Below are 21,324 nucleotides of genomic sequence, written 5' to 3'. Positions count from 1 at the left end.
GCCCAGCAGCGCCTGCGGCACCACCAGGACGGCCTGCACGCCGCCGTAGATGTTGGTCTGCAGCCGGACGGCGATCCCGTGCCGGCGCGCGAGCTGGGAGACCACGAACAGGCCGATCCGGCCGTCCTGCAGCAGACTCGCCACGTTCACCTGGTCGGGGTCGGCGAGCAGCGCGTTCATCTTGTGCTGCTCGGCCAGCGGCATCCCGAGCCCGCGGTCCTCGACCTCGACGGCGAGGCCGGACGTCACGACATTGGCCCGCAGCAGCACCTGGGTGTGCGGCGCCGAGAACACCGTGGCGTTCTCGACGAGTTCGGCCAGCAGGTGGATCACGTCGGCCACGGCGTGCCCGCGCACGGTCCCGTCGACCGGCGGTACGAGCTTGACCCGTGAGTACTGCTCGACCTCGGCGGTGGCGGACCGCAGCACCTCGGTCATGGAGACCGGGTTGCTCCACTGGCGGCGCGAGACGGCGCCGCCGAGCACCGCGAGGTTCTCGGCGTGGCGCCGGATGCGGGTGGCCAGGTGGTCGACGTGGAAGAGGCCCTTGAGCAGGTCCGGGTCCTCGATCTGGTTCTCCAGCTCGTCGAGGATCGAGATCTCGCGGTGCACCAGGGACTGGAGCCGCCGGGCCAGGTTGACGAAGACCTCGACCTTCTGCTCGCTGCCGGCGTGGCTGGAGAGCTGGGCGGCCCGGACCACCGCGGTGACCGCGCCGTCGTGGGCGGCGGCCAGGTCCTCGGCGAGCAGGTCGAAGTCGTCGGCCGCCGGGGCGGGCCGGCCGCGCGGTCTGCGGGCGGGCGGCGCCTCCCCGCGGCGCAGCGCCTCGACGAGGGCGAGCAGATCGGCCTGGCCGCGGGCGCTGGTGCGGCGCAGCGATCCGATGCGCTCGCGCACGGACCGGGCGGCACGGCCGGCGGCCACGGCGGCGATGACGATGCCCGCGAGGGCGACCCCGACGGCTCCGGCCAGCACGATCCACAGCGTGGGGCCGGGGCGGGCGCCGGTCGTGCGGACGGTGAAGAGCACGGCGGCGCTGCCGCTGAGGGCCACCGCGACGGGGGGCAGGACCGCGAGGCGGAGCAGTTGGGGCCGTATGTGGGCCGCGAGGCGGAGCAGTTGGGGCCGTATGTGGGTCTCGGGCAGCGTGGGGGCGGGGCGGGCGACCGGTCGCCCGTGCCGCCCGCCCTCGCGGCGGTCTGCGCGTGCGGCCGGTGCGCGGAGGTGAGACATCGACGTCCTCGTACTGGTGTGTCGGGGCTGTGGGGTCCCCCGGTCTGCGACCGACGCGTGCGCCGAACGGGGCGTACGCCATCGCGGTGCCGGGCGGACCAAGCCGAAGATTTCGGCCCCGCGTCGCTCAGCGGCCACTCACAGTAGTCGCGTCCGCACCATGTGCGGTGGGCAGTTGACAAAGTCCGACGGTCGACGTCCCACTCTGGTATGACCGTTCGTACGACAGCCCGATAACCCCCTCGAACACGTACGCGTACGCACGTCTGCGCGACGACACGAACCGATCACACCTGGTCAGAAGCTGTCAGCGGAAAACGGCGAGGGCCGGGGAGCGCATCGCTCCCCGGCCCTCGCCGACCGCCTTCCGGCCCGTCCGTGTCATCCGGTCGGGACGGACTCCGGCTCTCCGCTGTCCACCGTGGTGTCCGCCGCCCCGTCACGCGGTGTGTCGCGGACCGGTTCGTCCAGGACGAGCCAGCCGCCCCGCGGCGCCAGGGCCGCACCGCGCCACCAGGGCTCGGACGGGACGCTCTCGGCCGTGGGTTCGAAGGGTTCACCGGGCTGCGGCAGCGCGATCCGGGCGCCCGCCTCCCGGGCGGCGGCGACGGTGCCCTCGCCGGGCTCGGCCCACGGGTGCGTCGCGAGGTTGAACGTGGCCCAGTGGATCGGCATCATCACGCCCGAGGGCGTACCGCCCTGGAGGTCGAGGTGGGCGCGCATGCCCTCCTGCGGCGTCATGTGGATGTCGGGCCAGAACTCGCTGTACGCGCCGATCTGGATCATCGTGGCGTCGAAGGGGCCGTACGTCGAGCCGATGTCCTTGAAGCCCTCGAAGTACCCGGTGTCGCCGCTGTGGTAGATCCGGTGCTCGTCGCCCGCGACCACCCAGGAGGCCCAGAGGGTGTGCTGGGTGTTGCGCAGGCCGCGGCCGCAGAAGTGGCGGGCCGGGGTGGCGGTCAGGGAGATGCCGCCGACCTTCGTCGTCTCGTGCCAGTCCAGCTCGCGCAGCCGGTCCGCCGGGACGCCCCAGTGCTCCAGGTGGGCGCCGACGCCCAGGGGCACCGCGAACACCGTGTCCGTACGGGCCAGCGCCTTGATCGTGGGCAGGTCGAGGTGGTCGTAGTGGTCGTGGGAGATGACCACGACGTCGACCGGGCCGAGCGCCGCCAGCGGCGCGGGCGCGGGGTGCAGCCGCTTGGGCCCGGCGAAGGCGAACGGGGAGCACCTCTCGCCCCAGACGGGGTCGAAGAGCACCCGGTGCCCGTCGATCTCGGCGAGCACGCTGGAGTGGCCCATCCATGTGATCCGCAGCCCGGAGGCGGGGGGCTTCGCGAGGTCGGCGACGGTCGTGGCGTGCACCGGCACGACGCCCGCCGGGGCCCGGCGGACCCGCTCCTCCCTGCGGAAGTAGATCTTCGCCACCTCCAGCATCGCGCCGTCGGGGCGGGGGGCGCCCTCGGGGTTGCGGAAGACGCCGTCCGCGTAGTTCGGGGATCTGCGGATGCGCTCCATGCGCTCACCACTCGGGTCCGCGCCGAACGCGGCGGGGCGCAGAGCACGGAGCCCGGAGCTCAGGGAACGGGAACCGGTCACGGCACCTCCAGGTGGGTGGTTCTGTCTTTCCATTATGATCACCGCCTCCGGCGCCGCCGGGCGGCGCGGGCGCCGGGACACTGTGGGTGCGTCCGGCTCCCAGCCGATGGAACGTTCCGGGGCCGATCTCTGTTCCCGAGTCGATGATCCCCGTTCCCGAGGAGACCCCGTGACCGCCCCCGACCCTGCTCCCCTGATGTCGCTCACCTGGACCGACCACGTCACGGGCCGTCAGGGGCACCTGGTCGTGGACCGCCTGGTGCGCGGCGTCTGCAGCGGCGGGCTGCGGATGCGGGCGGGCTGCACGCTGGACGAAGTGACGGGCCTGGCCCGGGGAATGAGCATGAAGGAGGCCCTGCACTACGACCCGCGGGGCCGCTACGTCCCGCTGGGCGGCGCCAAGGGCGGCATCGACTGCGACCCCCGGGACCCGGGGGCGTACGACCTGCTCGTGCGGTACCTGCGCGCCGTGCGCCCCTACATCGAGGCCCACTGGACCACCGGCGAGGACCTCGGTCTCACCCAGGACCTCGTCGACCGGGCCGCGGCGGAGGCCGGGCTGGTGTCGTCGATCCAGGCCGTGTACCCGCTGCTCGACGACGAGGCGGCGGCCCGGCGGCGGCTGGCCGACGCGTTCGCGCTGGAGGTGGACGGCATCGGCCTGGACGAACTGGTCGGCGGCTGCGGGGTGGCCGAGTCGGTGCTCACGGCCCTGGACCGGGCCGGCACGGCCCACCGGGGGACGCGGGTCGCCGTGCAGGGTCTCGGCACCATGGGTGGGGCCACGGCCAGGTTCCTCGCGCGCGCCGGTCTGAGCGTCGTGGCGGTCGCCGACGTGAAGGGCACGATCGCCAACCCCGGGGGCCTGGACGTGGACGCGCTGCTCGCCGCGCGGGACGCGTTCGGCACGGTCGACCGCGCGGCCCTGCGGCCCGGCGACCGCGAACTGCCCGGGGACGCCTGGCTGTCCAGCGCGGCCGAGGTCCTGGTGCCGGCCGCCGTCTCGTACGCCGTCGACACGGTCAACCAGCGCGGGATCACGGCGCGTTGGATCGTCGAGGCGGCCAACATGCCCGTGCTGCCGGCAGCGGAGGAGCTGCTCGCGGCGCGCGGGGTCACCGTCCTGCCGGACGTCGTCGTCAACTCCGCCACCAACGCCTGGTGGTGGTGGACGCTGTTCGGCGACATCGGGGCCGACGCGGACGAGGCGTTCGCGCACACGCGGCGCTCGATGCGCGCCCTGGTCGACCGGACGCTCGCGCGGGCGCAGGCCGACGGGACGACGCCGCGGGCCGCCGCGCACGCCTTGGCCGCGGAGCGCCTGCCGGTGATCGCGGAGCGGTTCGGCCGGTACCGGTGACGCCTCCCCCGCGCGGCCGGTAACCGCCCCTGGGACGGCGCCGTGCGCGGTCAGGCCATAGGGTTGCCCGGTGGCAAGGGTGCGGTTGGGTGTGGCGCAGCGGCGCGAGGAGTTGCTGCGGGCCGCCATCCGGCAGATCGAGGAGCGGGGTGTCTCCGCGGTGCGGATCGCCGACGTGGCGAACGCGCTGGGCGTGAGCAACGCCCTGGTGCTCTACCACTTCTCCACGAAGGAGAAACTGGTCGCCGCCGCGTTCACGTACGCCGCCGAGGACGACCTCGCCCATCTGCGCAAGCTGCTCGGCCGCCGCACGACGGCGCTGCGCAGGCTGCGGGCCGCCGTGCGCTGGTACGCGCCGACCGGGCAGGCCAAGGGCTGGCGGCTGTGGATCGAGGGCTGGGCGGTGGCGCTGCGCGAGCCGGCGCTGCGGGACGTCACCCGTGACCTGGACCGGCAGTGGAAGGCCGCGCTCACCGAGGTCATCGCCGAGGGGGTGACCCGGGGCGAGTTCCGGTGCCCGGACCCGACGGGCACGGCGCTGCGGCTGACCGCCCTGCTGGACGGACTGGCCGTGCAGATGACGGCGTATCCGGGCGCGGTGTCGCGCACCCGCACCCAGCAGTGGGTGGACGAGGCGCTCGCCCGCGAACTGGGCCTGGGCGAACGCGAACCGGGCCTGGGTGAAGGGGAGTCGGGGCTGGGCGAAGGGGAGCCGCGCGAGGGGTGACCGCTGCCTCCCGACACCGGCGGTGCGGGTCGGGCGACACCGGCCKCCCCTCGGATCCCGTCGCGGGCCCCGGGGCCCTCGGATCCTCGCGGACCTTCAGGCCACGGCCTCGATCCACGTCTTGATGTCGTGCGGCGACAGGCTGCCCTTCGCCACCACGCGGTCGCCCGAGGACTCCCCGCGCAGCCGCCGGCCGATCCACGGCACGAGGTACTCCCGCGCCCACTGGATGTTGTCGCGCCGCACCTCCGAGGTGCCGCGCGGCGGCAGCGGCGGCCAGGGCTGGTCCGGGTCCGCGGGCACCTCCAGGCCGAGGACCTGCCCGGCGCGCAGGGCCACCCGGGTGTGCCCCTCGGGCGACAGGTGGAGCCGGTCGCCGTCCCAGGCCCGCCGGTCCTGGATGGTCCTGAGCGACCACAGGTCCAGCACCGGGCAGCCGTACCGGTCGGCGATGGCCCGCAGGTGGAGGTTGTACGTGGCGATCTTGCCGCGCATGTGCCGCAGCACGGGTACGCCGCGGGTGTCGAAGCCGGTGGTCACGAGGACCGTGCCGACGGCCGACGTCAGGTCGGCGACGGCCCGCTCGTAGCGCTCCGCGACCTCGTCGGGGTCGGTGCCCGGCCGGATGATGTCGTTGCCGCCCGCACAGAAGGACACCAGGTCCGGGGCGAGTTCCCGGGCCCGCTGCAGCTGGTCCCCGACGATCTGGTCGAGCAGCTTCCCGCGGACCGCGAGGTTGGTGTAGGCGAAGTCGCCCTCGGGGCGCCGGTCCGCGAGGAGTACCGCGAACCTGTCGGCCCAGCCGACGAACGCCCCGTCCGGGCCCGGATCACCGACGCCCTCGGTGAAGCTGTCCCCCACCGCGACGTACGACCTGATCACTCTTCTGCTGTCGTCTCTGGAATCGTCTGTCACATCGGCATGATTCACCCTCGGGTGTGAGCTACGCGACCGTAGGAAGGGGTTGACGCGCGGTGAGATAAGCCACGCGTCAAGTGTTGGTCAACCCCGGAATACGGATCGCCGCCGGGGACGTTTCCGCAGCTCCCGGGCCGTGCGCCGACGGCACGCCGAAGGCCGGACCCCGTGGCGGGGTCCGGCCTTCGGCGAACGGGCGGAGCGGGTGTCAGAGGGAGACGCCCTTGGCGCGCAGGTACGCCAGCGGGTCCACGTCCGAGCCGTAGTCGGGGGTGGTGCGGATCTCGAAGTGCAGGTGCGGGCCGGTGACGTTGCCCGTCGCGCCGGAGAGGCCGACCTGCTGCCCGCCGGTCACGCTCTGGCCGGCCGAGACGGACAGCGAGGACAGGTGGGCGTACTGGGCGTAGTGGCCGTCGGCGAGCCGGATGACGACCTGGTTGCCGTACGCGCCGCCCCATCCGGCGGAGACGACGGTGCCCGCGCCGACGGACTTGAGCGAGGTGCCGGTGGGCACCACGAAGTCGACACCGGTGTGGTAGCCGCTGGACCACATGCTGCCCGACATCTTGTACGAGGTGCCGATCGAGGCGCCCGCGACCGGCAGCGAGAAGCCGGTGGAGGTCGAGGGCGCGGCCGGGGAGGTGTCCGCGGCCTTGGACGTCGTGGCCGGCTTCTTGGCAGCGGGCTTCTCGGGGGCGGACCGCTCGGAGGACTGGGAGGCGCCGGAGCCGGTGGAGGCCGCGGCCTTGCCGCCGAGCGCGAGCTTGAGGCCGGGGTGGATGAGCGACGGGTCGCTGCCGACCGCGGCGCGGTTGTCCGAGTACAGCTTCTTCCAGCCGCCGTCGACGTCCTGCGTGTCGGCGATCTTCGAGAGGGAGTCGCCCGAACGCACGGCGTACGTCCTGGTGGTGACCTTCTCCGTGCCGGTCTGCCGCGCTTCGGCCTTCTTCCCGGCGGCCGGCGCGGACTTCGGGGTTTCACCCGCGAGGTTCGAGGCACTCGTCACGGAGTCGGCGGCGGACTGCGGGGTGGCGGCGTGCGCTCCGGCCGCGCCGAACAGCGGGAGGGCGAGGGCGGCGCCCCCGGTTCCGGCCGCGGCTATGGAGCGGGTGAGGCGCTGGGACTTGGGACGGCGGTGCTTACCCTTCGCGGGCATGACGAATTCCTCTCCGGCGCCTGCGAGGTGAGCTGTCGGGTGCGGGCTGGAGATGCCCGGCCGCGCTGTCGCGCGACTTGACCCCGAGCCCGTTCCGGAGACCGGAACAGGCGTGGTACCTGTGGGTCCCCCGCTCCTGCCGTGTACGGGTGTCGGTGTGGGGATTCCGGGCGGCGGCAGGATTGGGCGTCCGTCCGGATTGGAGGTGAACGTAAGCGACGGGGAGACGCGGAAACAACCTCAGGGGTTTCCCGTGTTCCCTGTTTCCTTGATCCTCCGGTGGGGCATCGGTCACCCTGTGTGAATCCGGGCCGCCCTCTGTCCCCCGCACCCCAGGAAACAAAGCGGACTTACGTGAGCATGGCGACAGCGGAACGTCACGATATGACGCTGCTCACGGAGGGCGACCCCAGGGGCCTTCATTTCCACACCAGTTGGAAAGAAGGCCCCATTACGGTCACATCGGTCACTTGCGACGCAGTCTGACAACTGTCGCATCGAGATCCCCGCGCAGCCCTGTCCGCAGCCCGTGGTGCAACAGCACCGCACCCCGGTGCACTTCGCGCGTTTCGAGGCATTCGTACGACGCCGTCGGGTCGAGGCCGCGCAGCCGCAGCGGCGGGACCGGCTCGCCGTGGTGCTGGGCCTGCAGCCAGGCCAGGACGACGGCCTCATCGCCCCGGACGTACTGGACGGCGCTCAGCCCGCCCTCGGGCGCCCGCAGCCGGTACAGGTCGCCGCCCTGCACCACGGGCCGGATCTCCTTGTAGAGCTCCACCCAGGTCCGCGCCTCGGCCAGCTCCTCCCCGCTCCACCGGGTCAGGTCCCCGCCGACCCCGAGCACTCCGGCCATCGCGCTCACGAACCGGAAGCGCAGCGAGCTGACCCGCCCGTTGAGCTGTGTGTTCGGGCTGTCGGTGACCCAGGCGGCCATGGCCCGCGCGGGGTGCACCTGGCTGTACCCGTGCTGGATGGCGAGCCGGTCGAGCGGGTCCGTGTTGTCCGAGGTCCACACCTGGTCCGTACGGGACATGATGCCGAGGTCGATCCGCCCGCCGCCGCCCGAGCAGGACTCGAAGGCCACGCCCGGATGGGCCGCCCGCAGCCGGTCCAGCAGGCGGTACAGGGCGTGCACATGGTCCACCCACAGCCGCTGCGGGTACGCCTCGCCGGGCCAGCCCGCGTCGGTGAAGGCACGGTTGAAGTCCCACTTCACGTAGTCGACCGGGGCGCCGGAGAGCAGCGTGTCCAGCCGTTCCCACAGGTACTCCTGGACGTCCTCGCGGGCGAGGTTCAGCACGAGCTGGTTGCGCAGCTCGGTGCGCCTGCGGCCCGGCTGGAACTGCACCCAGTCGGGGTGCGCGCGGTACAGGTCGCTGTCCTGGTTGACCATCTCGGGCTCGACCCAGATGCCGAACTGCATCCCGAGTCCGTGCACGTGGTCGGCGAGGGGCTTGAGGCCGCCCGGGAAGCGGTCCCGGTTGGGCGTCCAGTCGCCGAGTCCGGCCCGGTCGCTGGTGCGCGCCCCGAACCAGCCGTCGTCGACCACGAACAGCTCGATCCCCGCCTCGGCGGCCCGGCGGGCGAGCGCCCGCTGCTGCTCCTCGGAGATGTCGAACTCGGTGGCCTCCCAGGAGTTGTAGAGCACCGGCCGGTACCGGTCCGCGTCCGGGATCACGTGCTCACGCTGGTACGCGTGCCAGGCGCGGCTCGCCCCGCCGAAGCCGCCGTCGCTCCACAGCCCCGCGAAGACGGGCGTGACGAAGCCCTCGCCCGGCTCCAGCCGCAGCAGGCCCGAGTCGTCGTACCCGGCGCCGCCGGTGATCTGCACGCGCGCGTCCGGCAGTTGCGCCACCGCGATCCGCCAGCTGCCCGACCAGGCGAGCGCGCATCCGTAGACCTCGCCCAGCTCCTCGGTCGCCGTGCCGTCCGCGTCCAGGGCGACCCACGGCAGGTGCTGGTGCCCGGTGTGCCCGCGCCGGCTGCCGATGACCTTCTCGCCGTAGGTGAGGTCGGAGCGCGTGAGGCGGGACTCGGCCGCCCACCGCCCGTGCAGCTGGGAGAGCCGCCATCCGTCGCGCAGCGGCAGCGTCCAGGTCGCGGAGTCGGCGCGCAGCACCTCCAGGGCGGGCCCCTCGTTGGCGAGGGTCACCCAGCGCTCGACGACGTCGCTGCCGGCCCGCATCCGGTAGTGCAGGGTGATGCCGAGCCCGGAGTCGGAGAACCGCAGCCGCAGCTCGTCGTCCCCGGCTCCCGCGGCCCCTTCGGTTCCCTCGGCGCCCCCGGTCCCGTACCCCTCGAAGCGCCACTCGGTGCCGCGGCGCTCCGGTGTCCGCACGGACAGCGCGGGCCGCACGAAGCGGGGGCCGCCCTCCACCGGGTACTCCTCGTGGCCGTCCAGGGTCGCCTCGAACGCCCAGTACTCCGGGCCGGGACCCGCGGCGAGCGCCTCGGCGTCGGCGAGGGCGATCCTGGGGCCCCAGTGCAGATGCAGCAGCTCGTCCTCGTCACCGAGCCGCAGGCCGTAACTGCTCGTGGGCCCCGAAAGGAGCCACGTACGGCCGTCCGCGCCGATCTCTACCATCAAGCCCTCACATATTCGAACAGGCACGCTCAAGTCCCGACATCATCAGGGCCGACCTGCCCTTCTAGCAACGCCTGTGGACAACTCATCGGCCCATGAACCGATGTCGTATCGTCGGACGCGCACCTCGCCGACGAGCCGCGTCGGCCGCCGATGGGAGGAACACCGTGACGCAGCAGGTCCCGTCGACCGAGCCCGAGCTGACCGGAGTGCGCAACTTCCGTGACGTGGGCGGCCTGCCGACGGTGGACGGCCGGCGCCTGGCGCACGGGCGGCTGTTCCGCAGCGGCCACCTCGCGCACGCGACGGCGTCGGACGCCGCGTTCCTCGCCTCCCTGGGCCTGCACACGATCTTCGACTTCCGCAACGCGGCCGACCAGAAGCTGGAGGGCGCCGACGTCGAGCTGCCCGGCGTGCGCAACGTGAACCTGCCGCTGACGGACCCCGCGGACGGCGCGGAGTTCTGGAAGATGGTCCGCGAGGGGAATCTGGAGCAGCTGCGCGCACTGCTCTCGGACGGCAGGGCGGCGAACCGCATGGTGGCGTCGTACCGCACGATCATCAAGGACCGCACCGCCGAGCACCGCCAGGTGCTGCATGCGCTGGCCCGGGACAGCGTCCCGGCGCTGATGCACTGCGCGGCGGGCAAGGACCGGGCGGGCCTGTCCGTCGCCGTGACGCTCCTGGCGGTCGGGGTCGAGCGCGAGGCGATCGTGGCGGACTACCTGGAGTCGAACGCGGCGCACCGCCGCTACAAGGTCCACCGCAGCGGTTCCGCCGCCTCGGCGTACACACCCGAGGTGATGGAGCTGCTCGGTCCCCTCTTCGACGCCCGCGCCGAGTACCTGGCGGCGGCGTTCGACACGATCGAGGGGACGTGGGGCGGGGTGGACGCCTACCTGGAGCAGGGGCTCGGCGTGACCCCCGGGATCCGGGAGCGGCTGCGCGAGCGGCTCCTCGACTGACCCCGCCGGGGCGCGGGGCGGCCGGTCGCGCCTACTGGTTCTGGGCGCCGAGCGTGAACAGCAGATAGATGAAGGCGGCGAAGACGTGCCCGACCGCCACGTAGATGATGAGCCGGACCCACAGCGCGCGCGGGAACTTCTCCTCCAGGTCCTTCATGAGCCTTCTCCTGAGGTCGTCGTCGGTCCGAGGCACAGGGCGGCCGTCGGGCTCTGCAGCAGGGTGTGCACGAAGAGGAGCTCGGCCCCGTCCCGGTCCGCGGCGGCGATCCGGTGCGGGGTCAGCGAGTCGAAGTGGGCGCTGTCCCCGGGCGCCAGGACGTGCGCGGTGTCCCCGAGGCGCAGCCGCAGCCGCCCCTGCAGGACGTACAGCCACTCCTCGCCGGGGTGGACCCGCACGATGTCGCCCTGCGCGCCGTAGGGGACGTGCACGCGCAGGGACTGCATGCCCCGGCCGGCCGCTCCGGCCTGCCAGTACGTCCAGCCGCCGGCCTGTGTGGGGTCCATCTCGGCGGCGCGCACGACCGCGTCCCGTTCGGTGACCGTCTCGCCGAGCAGGTCGGAGACGGTGGTGGCGTAGACGCGGGCCAGCGTGAGGAGCATCGGCAGCGAGGGCTGGCGCTGTCCGGTCTCCAGCCGGGAGAGGTGGGCGGGCGAGAGGCCGGCGGCGCGGGCCGCGGACTCCAGGGTGAGCGCCGCCTGCCGTCGCAGCGCGCGCAGCCGCGGGGCGACGGCGGGCAGCTGGTCCCCGGCTGCCATCGGCTCGGAAGGGCTCGTACCCTTGGCAGGGTTCATGCGTTCCATTGAGCCGCATCCTTGCCTCTGAGACAAATTCCTTGCCTCAGAGGCAAAAAGCGTGCCGCACCCGCACGTGCCGCCGCCGTGCTACTTGTTGGCGACCGCCTGCTTGACCAGGGTCTTGCCGAAGTCCCACATCAGACCGCCGCCGCTGTGCGCGTCGTCCATCACGGCGGTGAAGGCGTCCATGAAGCGGTCCACGTCCTGCTCGCCGATGACCAGCGGCGGGATCAGCTTGATCACCTCCAGGTGGTCGCCGGAGACCTGGGTGAGGATCCGGTGGCGCTGCAGCAGCGGCACGACCACCATCTGCGCGAACAGCCCCTTGCGGGCGGTCTGCAGCACCGTCCAGCGGCTGCGCAGCTTCAGCGACCTCGGCCGGCCGAACTCGATGCCGATCATCAGCCCCCGGCCGCGTACGTCGCTCAGCAGCTCGTACGTGTCGACGAGCGCCGCGAGCCGGGCCTTGAGCCGCTCCCCGGTGGCGCGGGCGTTCGCCACGATCTGCTCGTTCTCCATGACCGACAGCACGGCGAGGCCGGCCGCCATCGCCTGTGCGTTGGACCCGAAGCTCGCGGAGTGCACGAGGACCCGGTCCATGGACGAGTAGACCTTCTTGAAGATCCAGTCCTTGCCCAGGGTCGCGCCGACGGGCACGTAGCCGCCCGACAGCGCCTTCGCCACGCAGACCAGGTCCGGCTCGACGCCCTCCTCGTGCTGGTAGGCGTAGAAGTCGCCGGTGCGGCCGAGGCCGGTCTGCACCTCGTCCGCGATGAGCAGCGCCTTGTGCCGGTGCAGCAGCTCCTGGGCGGCGCGCAGGTAGCCGGGCGGCGCCTCGTGCACGCCCTTGCCCTGGATCGGCTCGACGATGAGGGCGGCGACGTCGCCCTTCCTCAGCTCGGCCGCGAGCGCGTCGAGGTCGCCGAGCGGGACCGCGGTGTCGGGCAGCAGCGGGGCGAAGCCGTCCCGGAAGCCGTCCTCGCCGTTCACGGACAGGGACCCGGTGGTCAGGCCGTGGAAGGAGTGCGCGCAGTACAGCACGCGCGGCTTCCCGGTGGCGTACCGGGCGAACTTCAGCGCGGTCTCGACGGCCTCGGTGCCGCTGTTGCCGAAGAACACCCGGTCCAGGTGCGGGCTGTGGGTGAGCAGCTTCTCGGCCAGCAGACCGGGCAGCGGCTGGCAGTCGAAGCGGGTCAGGTCGGCGAGCCCGGCGTCGAGGACGTCGTGCAGCGCCTTGCGGACGACGGGGTGGTGGCGGCCCAGGCCCATCACCCCGAACCCGGCGAGCATGTCCAGGTGGTCGTTGCCGTCCGCGTCCCAGAAGTGGGCGCCCTCGGCCCGCTCGTAGACCTTGTCGAAGCCGATGGTGTGCAGCATGCGCGGCAGCTGGTGGTTCAGGTACTTCGCGTGCAGTTCGTAGCGCTCGGCTCCGCGCTCGGCGAGGAGGCCGGCGAGGTCGAACTCCTGGGGCTCGCTGGTCGTCATTCCTGTTTCTCCTTGGACACGTGCGGTTCTCCGGCCGGCCCACCGACGGCATCCTGCCCGGCGGCGGCCCCCTGGTCCCTGGTGGCCGCCTGTTCCCCCGCGGCCTGCGACACCCCGCCGGTCCTCCGCCCGGCGGCGCCCTGCCGGGTGGCCACCACCTTCCGGACCCGCTGCGCACCGGCCCCCTCACCGGAAGCCTGTGCTCCGGCCCCGGACCCGTCCTCCGCGACCGTCCGGCGGGTATCCCCGCCGCTACCCGCTGCGCGCGGATCGGCGACCCGTGCCGTCCGGGCGCGCTTCGCGGCTGCCGGCCCGGCCTCCGCGGCGGTCCGGCGGGCGGGTCCGCCGGTGTCGGTCTCCCGTGCCGCGGTGGCGCCCCGCACCGCGGCCCGGCGGGCGGCGGCCGGGGCCGTGCGGGCGCGCTTCGCGGCCGCCGGGCGCCGGGGGGCCTGCGCCCCGTCCGCGGGTGCGGCCCGGCCCGTGCCGCGGGGCCGGTCGGTCTCCCGGAGGGACAGCGTCGCGCTGATGCGGCCCGCGATCTCCACGGGGGTCAGACCGATGTCGGCCAGCACCTCGCCCCGCTTGGCGTGCGCGAGGAACTGCTCCGGGATGCCGAACCGCCGTACGGGCACGTCGACCTCGGCGTCGGAGAGGGCGAGCGCGACGGCCGCGCCCACCCCGGCGGCGCGGCTGTTGTCCTCGACGACCGCGACCAGGCGGTGGCCGGCGGCGAGGCCGGGCAGCGCGGGGTCGACGGGCTTGACCCAGCGCGGGTCCACCACCGTGCAGCCGATGCCGCGGGCCTCCAGCAGCTCGGCCGCGTGGAGGCACACCGGGGCCATCACGCCGACGGAGACCAGGAGCACGTCGTCCCGTTCGCCGCGGTGCAGCACGTCCACGCCGCCCACCCGGTCGGCCGCCGGGACCGCGGGTCCCACCGACTCCTTGGGGAAGCGGATGAGCGTGGGCGCGTCGTCGACGGCGACCGCCTCGCGCAGCTGCGCACGGAGCTGGTCGGCGTCGCGCGGGGCGGCGATCCTGAGCCCGGGCACGACCTGGAGGATCGACAGGTCCCACATGCCGTTGTGCGAGGCCCCGTCGACGCCCGTCACCCCGGCCCGGTCCAGTACGAACGTCACCCCGCAGCGGTGCAGCGCGACGTCCATGAGCAGCTGGTCGAAGGCCCGGTTGAGGAAGGTGGCGTACACGGCGACGACCGGGTGCAGCCCACCGGTCGCGAGCCCCGCCGCGGACACCGCCGCGTGCTGCTCGGCGATGCCGACGTCCCACACCCGGCCGGGGAACCGCTCGGCGAACTTCGCGAGGCCCACCGGGTGCAGCATGGCCGCCGTGATCGCCACGACGTCCTCGCGCTCCTCGCCGATGCGCACGATCTCGTCGCCGAACACCGAGGTCCAGGACGGCCCGTTGGACGGCGCGAGCGGCTCGCAGGTGAGCGGGTCCATCACGCCGACCGTGTGGAAGCGGTCCTCCTCGTGCGCGAGCGCCGGCTCGTAGCCGCGCCCCTTCTCGGTCAGGCAGTGGACGAGGACGGGCCCGTGGAAACGTTTCGCGCGCCGCAGGGCCGACTCGACGGCGCCCGTGTCGTGCCCGTCGATCGGCCCGACGTACTTCAGCCCCAGGTCCTCGAACATGCCCTGCGGGGCGAACGCGTCCTTGAAGCCCTTCTTGGCGCCGTGCAGCGACTCGTAGAGCGTGCCGCCGACGACGGGGGTGCGCAGCAGGACGTCCTTGCCCCAGGCCAGCACCTTCTCGTAGCCGTCGGTGGTGCGCAGGGTCGCCAGGTGGTTGGCGAGGCCGCCGATGGTCGGCGCGTACGAGCGCTCGTTGTCGTTGACGACGACGATCAGCGGCCGGTCCTTGGCGGCGGCGATGTTGTTCAGCGCCTCCCAGGCCATGCCGCCGGTGAGCGCCCCGTCGCCGACGACCGCGACGACGTGGCCCTTCTCCCCCTGCACCTGGCGGGCCTTGGCGAGCCCGTCGGCCCAGCCGAGCGCGGTGGAGGCGTGGCTGTTCTCGACTATGTCGTGCTCGGACTCCTCCCGCGAGGGGTAGCCGGACAGGCCGCCCTTGCCGCGCAGCTTGGAGAAGTCCTGACGGCCGGTCAGGATCTTGTGCACGTAGCTCTGGTGGCCGGTGTCCCACACGATGCGGTCGGCCGGCGACTCGAAGACCCGGTGGAGCGCGATGGACAGTTCCACCACCCCCAGGTTGGGTCCCAGATGCCCCCCGGTCCTGGCGACGGCGTGCACCAGGAACTCCCGGATCTCCTCGGCCAGCCGGCCGGTCTCGGCCTCGGACAGCGCCTTCAGGTCGCGTGGTCCCCGGATGGTCTCCATGATCGTCACGTCGGGCCCCCTCTCGGTCCGTGCTGCTACTGACTCACAGTGACGGTGGGTGTCCCCGGCGCTGTGACCTCCGGCTCGCCTGACGCGACGCCGTCCGCCTCCATCTGCGCGGCGATCTTCATCGCCTCGTCGACGAGGGTCTCCACGATCTTCGACTCCGGGACCGTCCTGACGACCTCGCCCTTGACGAAGATCTGGCCCTTGCCGTTGCCGGAGGCGACCCCCAGGTCCGCCTCCCGCGCCTCCCCCGGCCCGTTGACGACGCAGCCCATGACCGCGACGCGCAGCGGGACCTCCATGCCCTCCAGGCCCGCGGTGACCTCGTCGGCGAGCTTGTAGACGTCGACCTGGGCCCGCCCGCAGGAGGGGCACGAGACGATCTCCAGGCGCCGCTGCCGCAGCCCCAGCGACTGGAGGATCTGGATGCCGACCTTGCACTCCTCGGCGGGCGGCGCGCTCAGCGACACCCGGATCGTGTCGCCGATGCCCTCGCTGAGCAGCGCGCCGAAGGCGACGGCCGACTTGATCGTGCCCTGGAAGGCGGGACCGGCCTCGGTGACGCCCAGGTGCAGGGGGTAGTCGCACTGCGCGGCGAGCTGCCGATAGGCGTTGACCATCACGACCGGGTCGTTGTGCTTGACCGAGATCTTGATGTCCCGGAAGCCGTGCTCCTCGAAGAGGGACGCCTCCCACAGCGCCGACTCGACGAGCGCCTCGGGCGTCGCCCTGCCGTACTTCTGCAGCAGCCGCCGGTCCAGCGACCCGGCGTTGACCCCGATCCTGATCGGTGTGCCGTGGTCCTTCGCGGCCCGCGCGATCTCGCGCACCTTGTCGTCGAACTGCTTGATGTTGCCCGGGTTCACCCGCACCGCGGCGCAGCCCGCCTCGATCGCGGCGAACACGTACTTCGGCTGGAAGTGGATGTCGGCGATCACCGGGATCTGCGACTTGCGCGCGATGGTGGCGAGGGCGTCCGCGTCGTCCTGCGTGGGACAGGCGACACGCACGATCTCACAGCCGGACGCGGTGAGTTCGGCGATCTGCTGCAACGTGGCGCCGATGTCCGACGTACGGGTCGTCGTCATCGACTGCACCGAGACGGGTGCCCCGCCCCCGACCGCCACCGGTCCGACCTGGATGCGCCGCGAGCGGCGGCGCTCCGCGATCGGCCGGACCGGTACCTCGGGGAGGCCCAAGGAGATGGCGGTCACGACGTCACCCGCGGTTTCCCGAGACCGTCTCACGGGCGGCCCGCAGGGACTCCTTGAGGGAGCCCATGGTGGCCATGACCGCGGTCGGCTCGTAGCCGCAGTGCGCCATGCAGTTGGCGCACCGCGGGTCCTTGCCGCGCCCGTAGGCGTCCCAGTCGGTCTTCTCGATCAGGTCCTTGTACGTCGTGACGTACCCGTCGCTCATCAGGTAGCAGGGCTTCTGCCAGCCGAACAGCGAGTAGTTGGGGATCGCCCACGCCGTGCAGGGGAAGTCGACCTTGCCCTCCAGGAAGTCCAGGAAGAGCGGGGAGTGGTTGAGCCGCCAGCGCAGCCGGTTGCCGCCCGCGAAGGCCTTCTTGAACAGCTCGCGGGTCTGCTCCACGCCCAGGAAGTGCTCCTGGTCGGGGGCCTTCTCGTAGGCGTAGGCGGGCGAGATCATCATCTCGTCCACCTTCAGGTCGTCATTGAGGTAGTTCAGCACCTCGATGATCGTCTGCGGGGTGTCGGTGTTGAAGAAGGTCGAGTTGGTGGTGACCCGGAAGCCGCGCCGCTTGGCCTCCTTGATGGCCGCGACCGCCTCGTCGAACACCCCCTCCTTGGCGACGGACTCGTCGTGCCGCTCCCGCAGGCCGTCGATGTGCACGGCGAACGCGAAGTACGGCGAGGGCGTGAACTTGTCCAGCTTCTTGCGCAGCAGCATGGCGTTGGTGCACAGGAAGATGTACTTCTTCTTCGCCACCAACTGCCGCACGATCTCGTCGATGTGAGGGTGCATCAGGGGTTCGCCGCCGGCAATGGACACCATCGGCGCACCCGATTCGAGCACCGCCCCCACGGCCTGCGCGACCGGCATGCGCTGCTTGAGCACTCCGGCCGGGTGCTGGATCTTGCCGCAGCCCTCGCACGCGAGATTGCAGGCGTACAGCGGTTCCAGTTCGACGATCAGCGGAAACTTGTCCCGCTTGCGCAGTTTCTGTTCGAAGAGATACGTCGCGACCTTGATGGTCTGGCGGAGCGGCATGGCCATCTGGCTCACCTCCTGGGGAGCAGCAAGGAACGGTGCCATTCGAGAAAGACGGGGAGAACGGCGCGCAGAACACGGAAGGCTGATATTCCCCCGCGTACCGTGCCGATCCGGACGAGTTCATGTTCCGGGGCGTCCACGACCACCCGTACGGCGGCAACCGGGTGGTCGCCGGCGCGTACGGCCGTGCGGAGCGTGGCCGCCGACTCCATGTCAACCGCGATCGCGCCGGCCGCGAACAGCCGGGGCCGTTCGTGGGCGCGCACGACGTGGTCGGAGCCGGCCAGCGGCCCCGTGTGGACGGTGCGCCCCGGTACGGCGCGCCGCAGTTCCTGGACGAGCAGGCCGGTGCCCACGCACGGCGTGCTGCCGTGCGGGTCCCGGGTCTCCTCGGCGACGACCAGGTCTCCCGGGTGCATGCCGGGGGCGAGCCCGGCGCAGAAGCCCGTGGCCAGGACGGCCGCCCCGCGCAGGGCGGGGCCGGCCAGCGCCGCGGCGACCGCCCGTTCGGCGGCCGGCGGTCCCATGCCCGTACGCAGCACGGTGACCGGTCCCCCGGCGCCGCTCCGGTCGCCGCCGGTGCGCAGGGCGAACCGCTCGATGCCCAGCGCGCAGGCGATCAGCAGCGGGGCGGCGCCCGGTGTCGCGCTCATCAGCTGGCCCTGCCGAAGGAGCTCCGGGAGCTCGGCAGGGCGGCGAACGGTTCGCCGTTGACGTACCGGCCCAGTGCGGTCAGCGGGAAGACCTGCCGGTAGAGGTGGTAGTTGATCGAGAAGTCCCAGGGGAACCCGGTGCCGGTGAAGTACGGCTCGTCCCAGGAGCCGTCCGCCCGCTGGGTCTCGGCGAGCCAGGCGATCCCGCGCCCGACCGCCGTGGAGTGCCGCTCCCCGGCGGCGAGCAGCGCCAGCAGCGCCCACGCGGTCTGGGAGGCGGTGGAGGCGCCCCGTCCGCTCCATTCGGCGGCGTCGTGGTAGGAGCGCAGGTCCTCGCCCCAGCCGCCGTCGTCGTTCTGCACCGTCTCCAGCCAGGCCACCGCCCGGCGGATCGCGGGGTGCGAGCCGGGCAGTCCGGCGGCGACCAGCGCGGGCACCACCGACCCCGTCCCGTAGACGTAGTTGACGCCCCAGCGGCCGAACCAGGAGCCGTTGGGCTCCTGTTCCGCGAGAAGCCACTCGACGCCGCGGCGGGTGCGCGGATCGTGGGCGAGCCCTTCGAAGGCGAGCATCTCCACGACGTGCGCGGTGACGTCGGCGGACGGCGGGTCGATGACCTCGCCGAAGTCGCAGAACGGCAGCCGGTTGGGGAAGGGGCTGGTGTTGTCGACGTCGAAGGCGCCCCACGCGCCGTTCTTCGACTGCATGCCCAGGTTCCAGCGCACCCCGCGTGCGATGGCCTTCTCCACGCGCTCCGGGTCGTGGTGCTTGACGCGGCGCAGCGCGAGGACCACCTCGGCGGTGTCGTCGATGTCCGGGTAGTTGTCGTTGTGGAACTCGAACGCCCAGCCCCCGGGCGGGAGCTGGGGTCGCTTGACCGCCCAGTCGCCGGGCCGGACGATCTCCTCGCCCAGCATCCAGTCCGCGGCCCGCACGAGCTGCGGATGGTCGGCGGGCACCCCCGCGTCGGCGAGCGCGATGGTCGCGAGGCAGGTGTCCCACACCGGTGACTGGCAGGCCTCGATCATCCGGGCCCCGTCCTCGCGCCACACGGCGAAGCGGTCCAGGGAGGCCAGTCCCTCGCGCATGACGGGGTGTTCGAGGTCGTAGCCGAGCAGGTGCAGGGCGATGACCGAGTAGACGGCGGGCGGCTGGATGCCGCCCCAGCACCCGTCGTTCTCCTGGCGCTCGATGATCCAGCGGGCCGCGGTGTTCATCGCGGCCCGGCGCAGCCGGCGCGGGGCGACCTTGCGGTAGGCGTGCAGGGCGCGGTCGAGCCGCTGGAACGCCCCGTCCCAGCTCGCCACCGGTGCCAGGGGCCGGACGGGGTTGGGGTCCCGGGGGTCGGCGTGCAGCTCGTCCAGGGCGAAGGGCGCCGGACGCACCGGACGCTTGGCCGAGACGACGGTGAGCGGCACGATGGTCTGCCGGGCCCAGCAGCCGAAGTCGTAGATGTTGAGCGGCGCCCACTTGGGGAACCAGATGAGTTCCGGGGGGAGCTCGGGCAGGTCGTCCCACTTCCACCAGCCGAACAGGGCCAGCCAGATCCGGGTGAAGACCCGGGCGGAGGCGATCCCGCCCCGCCCGCGGATCCAGGCGGCCGCCCGCGCCATGTGCGGGTCCTGCGGCGCGTCGCCGGCCAGCCGCAGGGCGACGTACGCCTCGATGGTGGTGGAGAGTTCGCCGGGGCCGCCGAAGAAGGAGGCCCAGGTGCCGTCCTCGCGCTGCTCGCCGCGGATGAACAGGGCGGCGGCCCGGGTGGTGCGCTCGTCCCGGATGCCCAGGAACTGCCGCAGCAGCAGGTCCTCGGCGTCCATGGTGACGTTGGTCTCCAGGTCGCCCTTCCACCAGCCCTCGGCGTCCTGGGTGGAGAGCAGGAAGTCGGTGGCGCGCTGTATCGCGCGCGCGGCGGCGTCTCGGGTATCGGCTGTCCCCGCCGCCAGGGGAGTCGATTCCGTCCGGATGTCGCTGGCCGAGGCTGCGCGGGGCGGGAGGGCCCCGGTGCTTCCGTCGGTCGTCGCTGTCATGGCTTCCCCTTCGTGCAGTGGCGATTCTCTGCTGTGGGTCCGCCGTCGGCCGGTGCTCGTTCTTCCCGCGGCACCGGCCGGCGACTACGCGAGGGCTATTCGACCGATAGTGATCATCTCTTCCGTACGACGACGAAGTCGGCGAGCTCCGTGAACTGGGCCCGCACCTGGTCCGGCATGTGGATCGTGTCCAGCGCCTCGACGGCGATCGTGTGCTGGCGGCGCGCTTCCTGGGCGGTCCAGTCGCGGCCGCCGGCCTCCTCGATGAGCGCGGCCCGCACGGCGAACTCCTCCTCGGAGAAGTTCTCGAAGTCGCTGCTGCTGGCGTCCGCGGCGAGCAGTTCGCCCAAGCGTGCGGAGGCGGGTCCGCCGGCCGCGAGCGCGGCCACGACGGGCAGGGACTTCTTGCGCTGGCGCAGGTCGCTCCAGGTCTGCTTGCCGGTGGCCACCGGGTCGCCCCAGATGCCGAGGAGGTCGTCGACGGCCTGGAAGGCGAGGCCGAGGTGGTAGCCGTACCGCTCCAGGGTGTCCGCCGTGCGGTCGTCGGCGCCGCCGAGGACCGCACCGATGGAGCAGGCGCAGGCGAGCAGGGCGCCGGTCTTGTTGCCCTCCATCTCCAGGCACTCCTCGACGCTGACGCGGTCGCGGTGCTCGTAGGAGATGTCCTGGGCCTGGCCGTCGATCAGCGCGCGGGTGGCGGTGGTGAGGCGGCGGGTGGCGCGGCCGGCCTCCACCGTGCCCAGCTCCAGGAGCAGTTCGTTGGCCAGCGCGAACAGGGCGTCGCCGACGAGGATCGCCTGGGCGGGGCCGTGCACCTTCCAGACGGTGTCCCGGTGGCGGCGCTGCTCGTCGCCGTCCATCAGGTCGTCGTGCAGGAGCGAGAAGTTGTGCACCAGCTCGACGGCGACCGCGCCCGGCACGCCCACCTCGGGGGCGGCGCCGGCCGCCTCGGCGGAGAGCACGGCGAGGGCGGGCCGCACGGCCTTGCCGCCGTCGCCCTCGGCGGGCCGGCCCGCGGCGTCGATCCAGCCGAAGTGGTAGGCGGCGACGGTGTCCATGGGGGGTGCCAGGCGGTCGATGGCCGCCCGTAGTACCGGTGAGGCCAGGGTCCGGCCGCGCTCCAGGAGCGCGGTCACGTCCACCGCGTCGGCAGCCTTGGATGCCGGGGGCACAGTGGGCACAGTCTCTCCTCTATTCGCGGTACGGGGGGTGCGGGAGCCC

At 72.7% G+C, this 21,324-nt stretch carries 16 protein-coding genes, 1 pseudogene and 1 riboswitch; of the genes and pseudogenes, 3 read left to right on the top strand and 14 right to left on the bottom strand.

Translation table 11 applies throughout. The features are described 5' to 3' along the window. Together FGF04_RS11540 and FGF04_RS11535 are read right to left on the bottom strand one after the other, a co-directional pair. Positions 1-1,233: sensor histidine kinase (locus FGF04_RS11540; protein WP_149511227.1), on the bottom strand; the 1,233-nt coding region annotated here is incomplete at its 3' end. 381 nt (positions 1,234-1,614) lie between these two features. Then, the gene (locus tag FGF04_RS11535) at positions 1,615-2,829 is read right to left on the bottom strand and encodes an MBL fold metallo-hydrolase (RefSeq protein ID WP_149511189.1); all 1,215 of its coding nucleotides are present in this window, start codon (positions 2,827-2,829) and stop codon (positions 1,615-1,617) included. A 196-nt stretch (positions 2,830-3,025) separates the two neighbouring features. Here FGF04_RS11535 and FGF04_RS11530 point away from each other — a divergent pair, with 196 nt between their 5' ends. Beyond that, complete coding sequence (locus FGF04_RS11530) at positions 3,026-4,189, top strand: Glu/Leu/Phe/Val dehydrogenase dimerization domain-containing protein (protein ID WP_149511226.1); 1,164 nt, start codon at positions 3,026-3,028, stop codon at positions 4,187-4,189. 70 nt (positions 4,190-4,259) lie between these two features. Beyond that, positions 4,260-4,916: a TetR/AcrR family transcriptional regulator gene (locus tag FGF04_RS11525; RefSeq protein ID WP_235882281.1), complete on the top strand. Its 657-nt coding sequence runs from the start codon at positions 4,260-4,262 to the stop codon at positions 4,914-4,916. Between the two features lie 96 nt (positions 4,917-5,012). Here the strand turns inward: FGF04_RS11525 and FGF04_RS11520 are convergent, their stop codons facing one another. From FGF04_RS11520 to FGF04_RS11510, 3 genes are all read right to left on the bottom strand, one after another. Beyond that, positions 5,013-5,798: an SGNH/GDSL hydrolase family protein gene (locus FGF04_RS11520; protein ID WP_149511224.1), complete on the bottom strand. Its 786-nt coding sequence runs from the start codon at positions 5,796-5,798 to the stop codon at positions 5,013-5,015. 244 nt (positions 5,799-6,042) lie between these two features. Beyond that, a complete protein-coding gene (locus FGF04_RS11515) occupies positions 6,043-6,990 on the bottom strand; it encodes a M23 family metallopeptidase (RefSeq protein WP_149511188.1) in 948 nt (315 codons plus the stop codon). A 4-nt stretch (positions 6,991-6,994) separates the two neighbouring features. Further along, positions 6,995-7,158, bottom strand: a riboswitch (cyclic di-AMP (ydaO/yuaA leader). A gap of 298 nt (positions 7,159-7,456) precedes the next feature. Then, positions 7,457-9,574, bottom strand: coding sequence for an alpha-galactosidase (locus tag FGF04_RS11510; RefSeq protein ID WP_149511187.1), 2,118 nt, complete (start codon positions 9,572-9,574; stop codon positions 7,457-7,459). 167 nt (positions 9,575-9,741) lie between these two features. Between FGF04_RS11510 and FGF04_RS11505 the strand changes: the two genes are divergently transcribed. Next, positions 9,742-10,539 carry a tyrosine-protein phosphatase gene (locus FGF04_RS11505; RefSeq protein WP_149511186.1) on the top strand — a complete coding sequence of 266 codons (798 nt, stop codon included), beginning with the start codon at positions 9,742-9,744 and terminating at the stop codon, positions 10,537-10,539. A 31-nt stretch (positions 10,540-10,570) separates the two neighbouring features. Here FGF04_RS11505 and FGF04_RS11500 read toward each other — a convergent pair whose 3' ends face one another. The 9 genes and pseudogenes from FGF04_RS11500 to FGF04_RS11460 all read right to left on the bottom strand — a co-directional run bounded on the left by FGF04_RS11500 (position 10,571) and on the right by FGF04_RS11460 (position 21,284). Then, entirely contained in the window at positions 10,571-10,696 is a 126-nt protein-coding gene (locus tag FGF04_RS11500) for a DUF6126 family protein (RefSeq protein ID WP_149511185.1), read from the bottom strand. Beyond that, positions 10,693-11,331 carry a helix-turn-helix domain-containing protein gene (locus FGF04_RS11495; protein WP_149511184.1) on the bottom strand — a complete coding sequence of 213 codons (639 nt, stop codon included), beginning with the start codon at positions 11,329-11,331 and terminating at the stop codon, positions 10,693-10,695. Before FGF04_RS11495 ends, FGF04_RS11500 begins: the two co-directional genes overlap by 4 nt. A 90-nt stretch (positions 11,332-11,421) precedes the next feature. Next, positions 11,422-12,819 carry an aspartate aminotransferase family protein gene (locus tag FGF04_RS11490; RefSeq protein WP_149511183.1) on the bottom strand — a complete coding sequence of 466 codons (1,398 nt, stop codon included), beginning with the start codon at positions 12,817-12,819 and terminating at the stop codon, positions 11,422-11,424. A gap of 500 nt (positions 12,820-13,319) precedes the next feature. Next, positions 13,320-15,188: pseudogene (dxs, locus tag FGF04_RS11485) on the bottom strand (1-deoxy-D-xylulose-5-phosphate synthase); the annotation flags it as partial. Positions 15,189-15,214: 26 nt separating this feature from the next. Next, the gene (gene ispG / locus FGF04_RS11480) at positions 15,215-16,399 is read right to left on the bottom strand and encodes a flavodoxin-dependent (E)-4-hydroxy-3-methylbut-2-enyl-diphosphate synthase (RefSeq protein WP_149511182.1); all 1,185 of its coding nucleotides are present in this window, start codon (positions 16,397-16,399) and stop codon (positions 15,215-15,217) included. Between the two features lie 4 nt (positions 16,400-16,403). Then, a complete protein-coding gene (gene hpnH / locus FGF04_RS11475; RefSeq protein ID WP_149511181.1) occupies positions 16,404-17,426 on the bottom strand; it encodes an adenosyl-hopene transferase HpnH in 1,023 nt (340 codons plus the stop codon). Positions 17,427-17,431: 5 nt separating this feature from the next. Further along, positions 17,432-18,076: a phosphorylase family protein gene (locus tag FGF04_RS11470; protein WP_149511180.1), complete on the bottom strand. Its 645-nt coding sequence runs from the start codon at positions 18,074-18,076 to the stop codon at positions 17,432-17,434. After that, the gene (gene shc / locus FGF04_RS11465; RefSeq protein WP_149511179.1) at positions 18,076-20,103 is read right to left on the bottom strand and encodes a squalene--hopene cyclase; all 2,028 of its coding nucleotides are present in this window, start codon (positions 20,101-20,103) and stop codon (positions 18,076-18,078) included. The genes FGF04_RS11470 and shc overlap by 1 nt, the downstream gene beginning before the upstream one ends. 113 nt (positions 20,104-20,216) lie before the next feature. After that, positions 20,217-21,284 (bottom strand): polyprenyl synthetase family protein, encoded by a 1,068-nt coding sequence (locus FGF04_RS11460; RefSeq protein WP_235882280.1) that lies wholly within the window; start codon positions 21,282-21,284, stop codon positions 20,217-20,219. Between the last annotated feature and the right edge of the window lie 40 nt (positions 21,285-21,324).

Source organism: Streptomyces apricus, from assembly GCF_008369065.1.
GTDB classification, from domain to species: Bacteria; Actinomycetota; Actinomycetes; order Streptomycetales; family Streptomycetaceae; genus Streptomyces; species Streptomyces apricus.
This window is presented reverse-complemented; position numbering and strand designations above follow the sequence as displayed.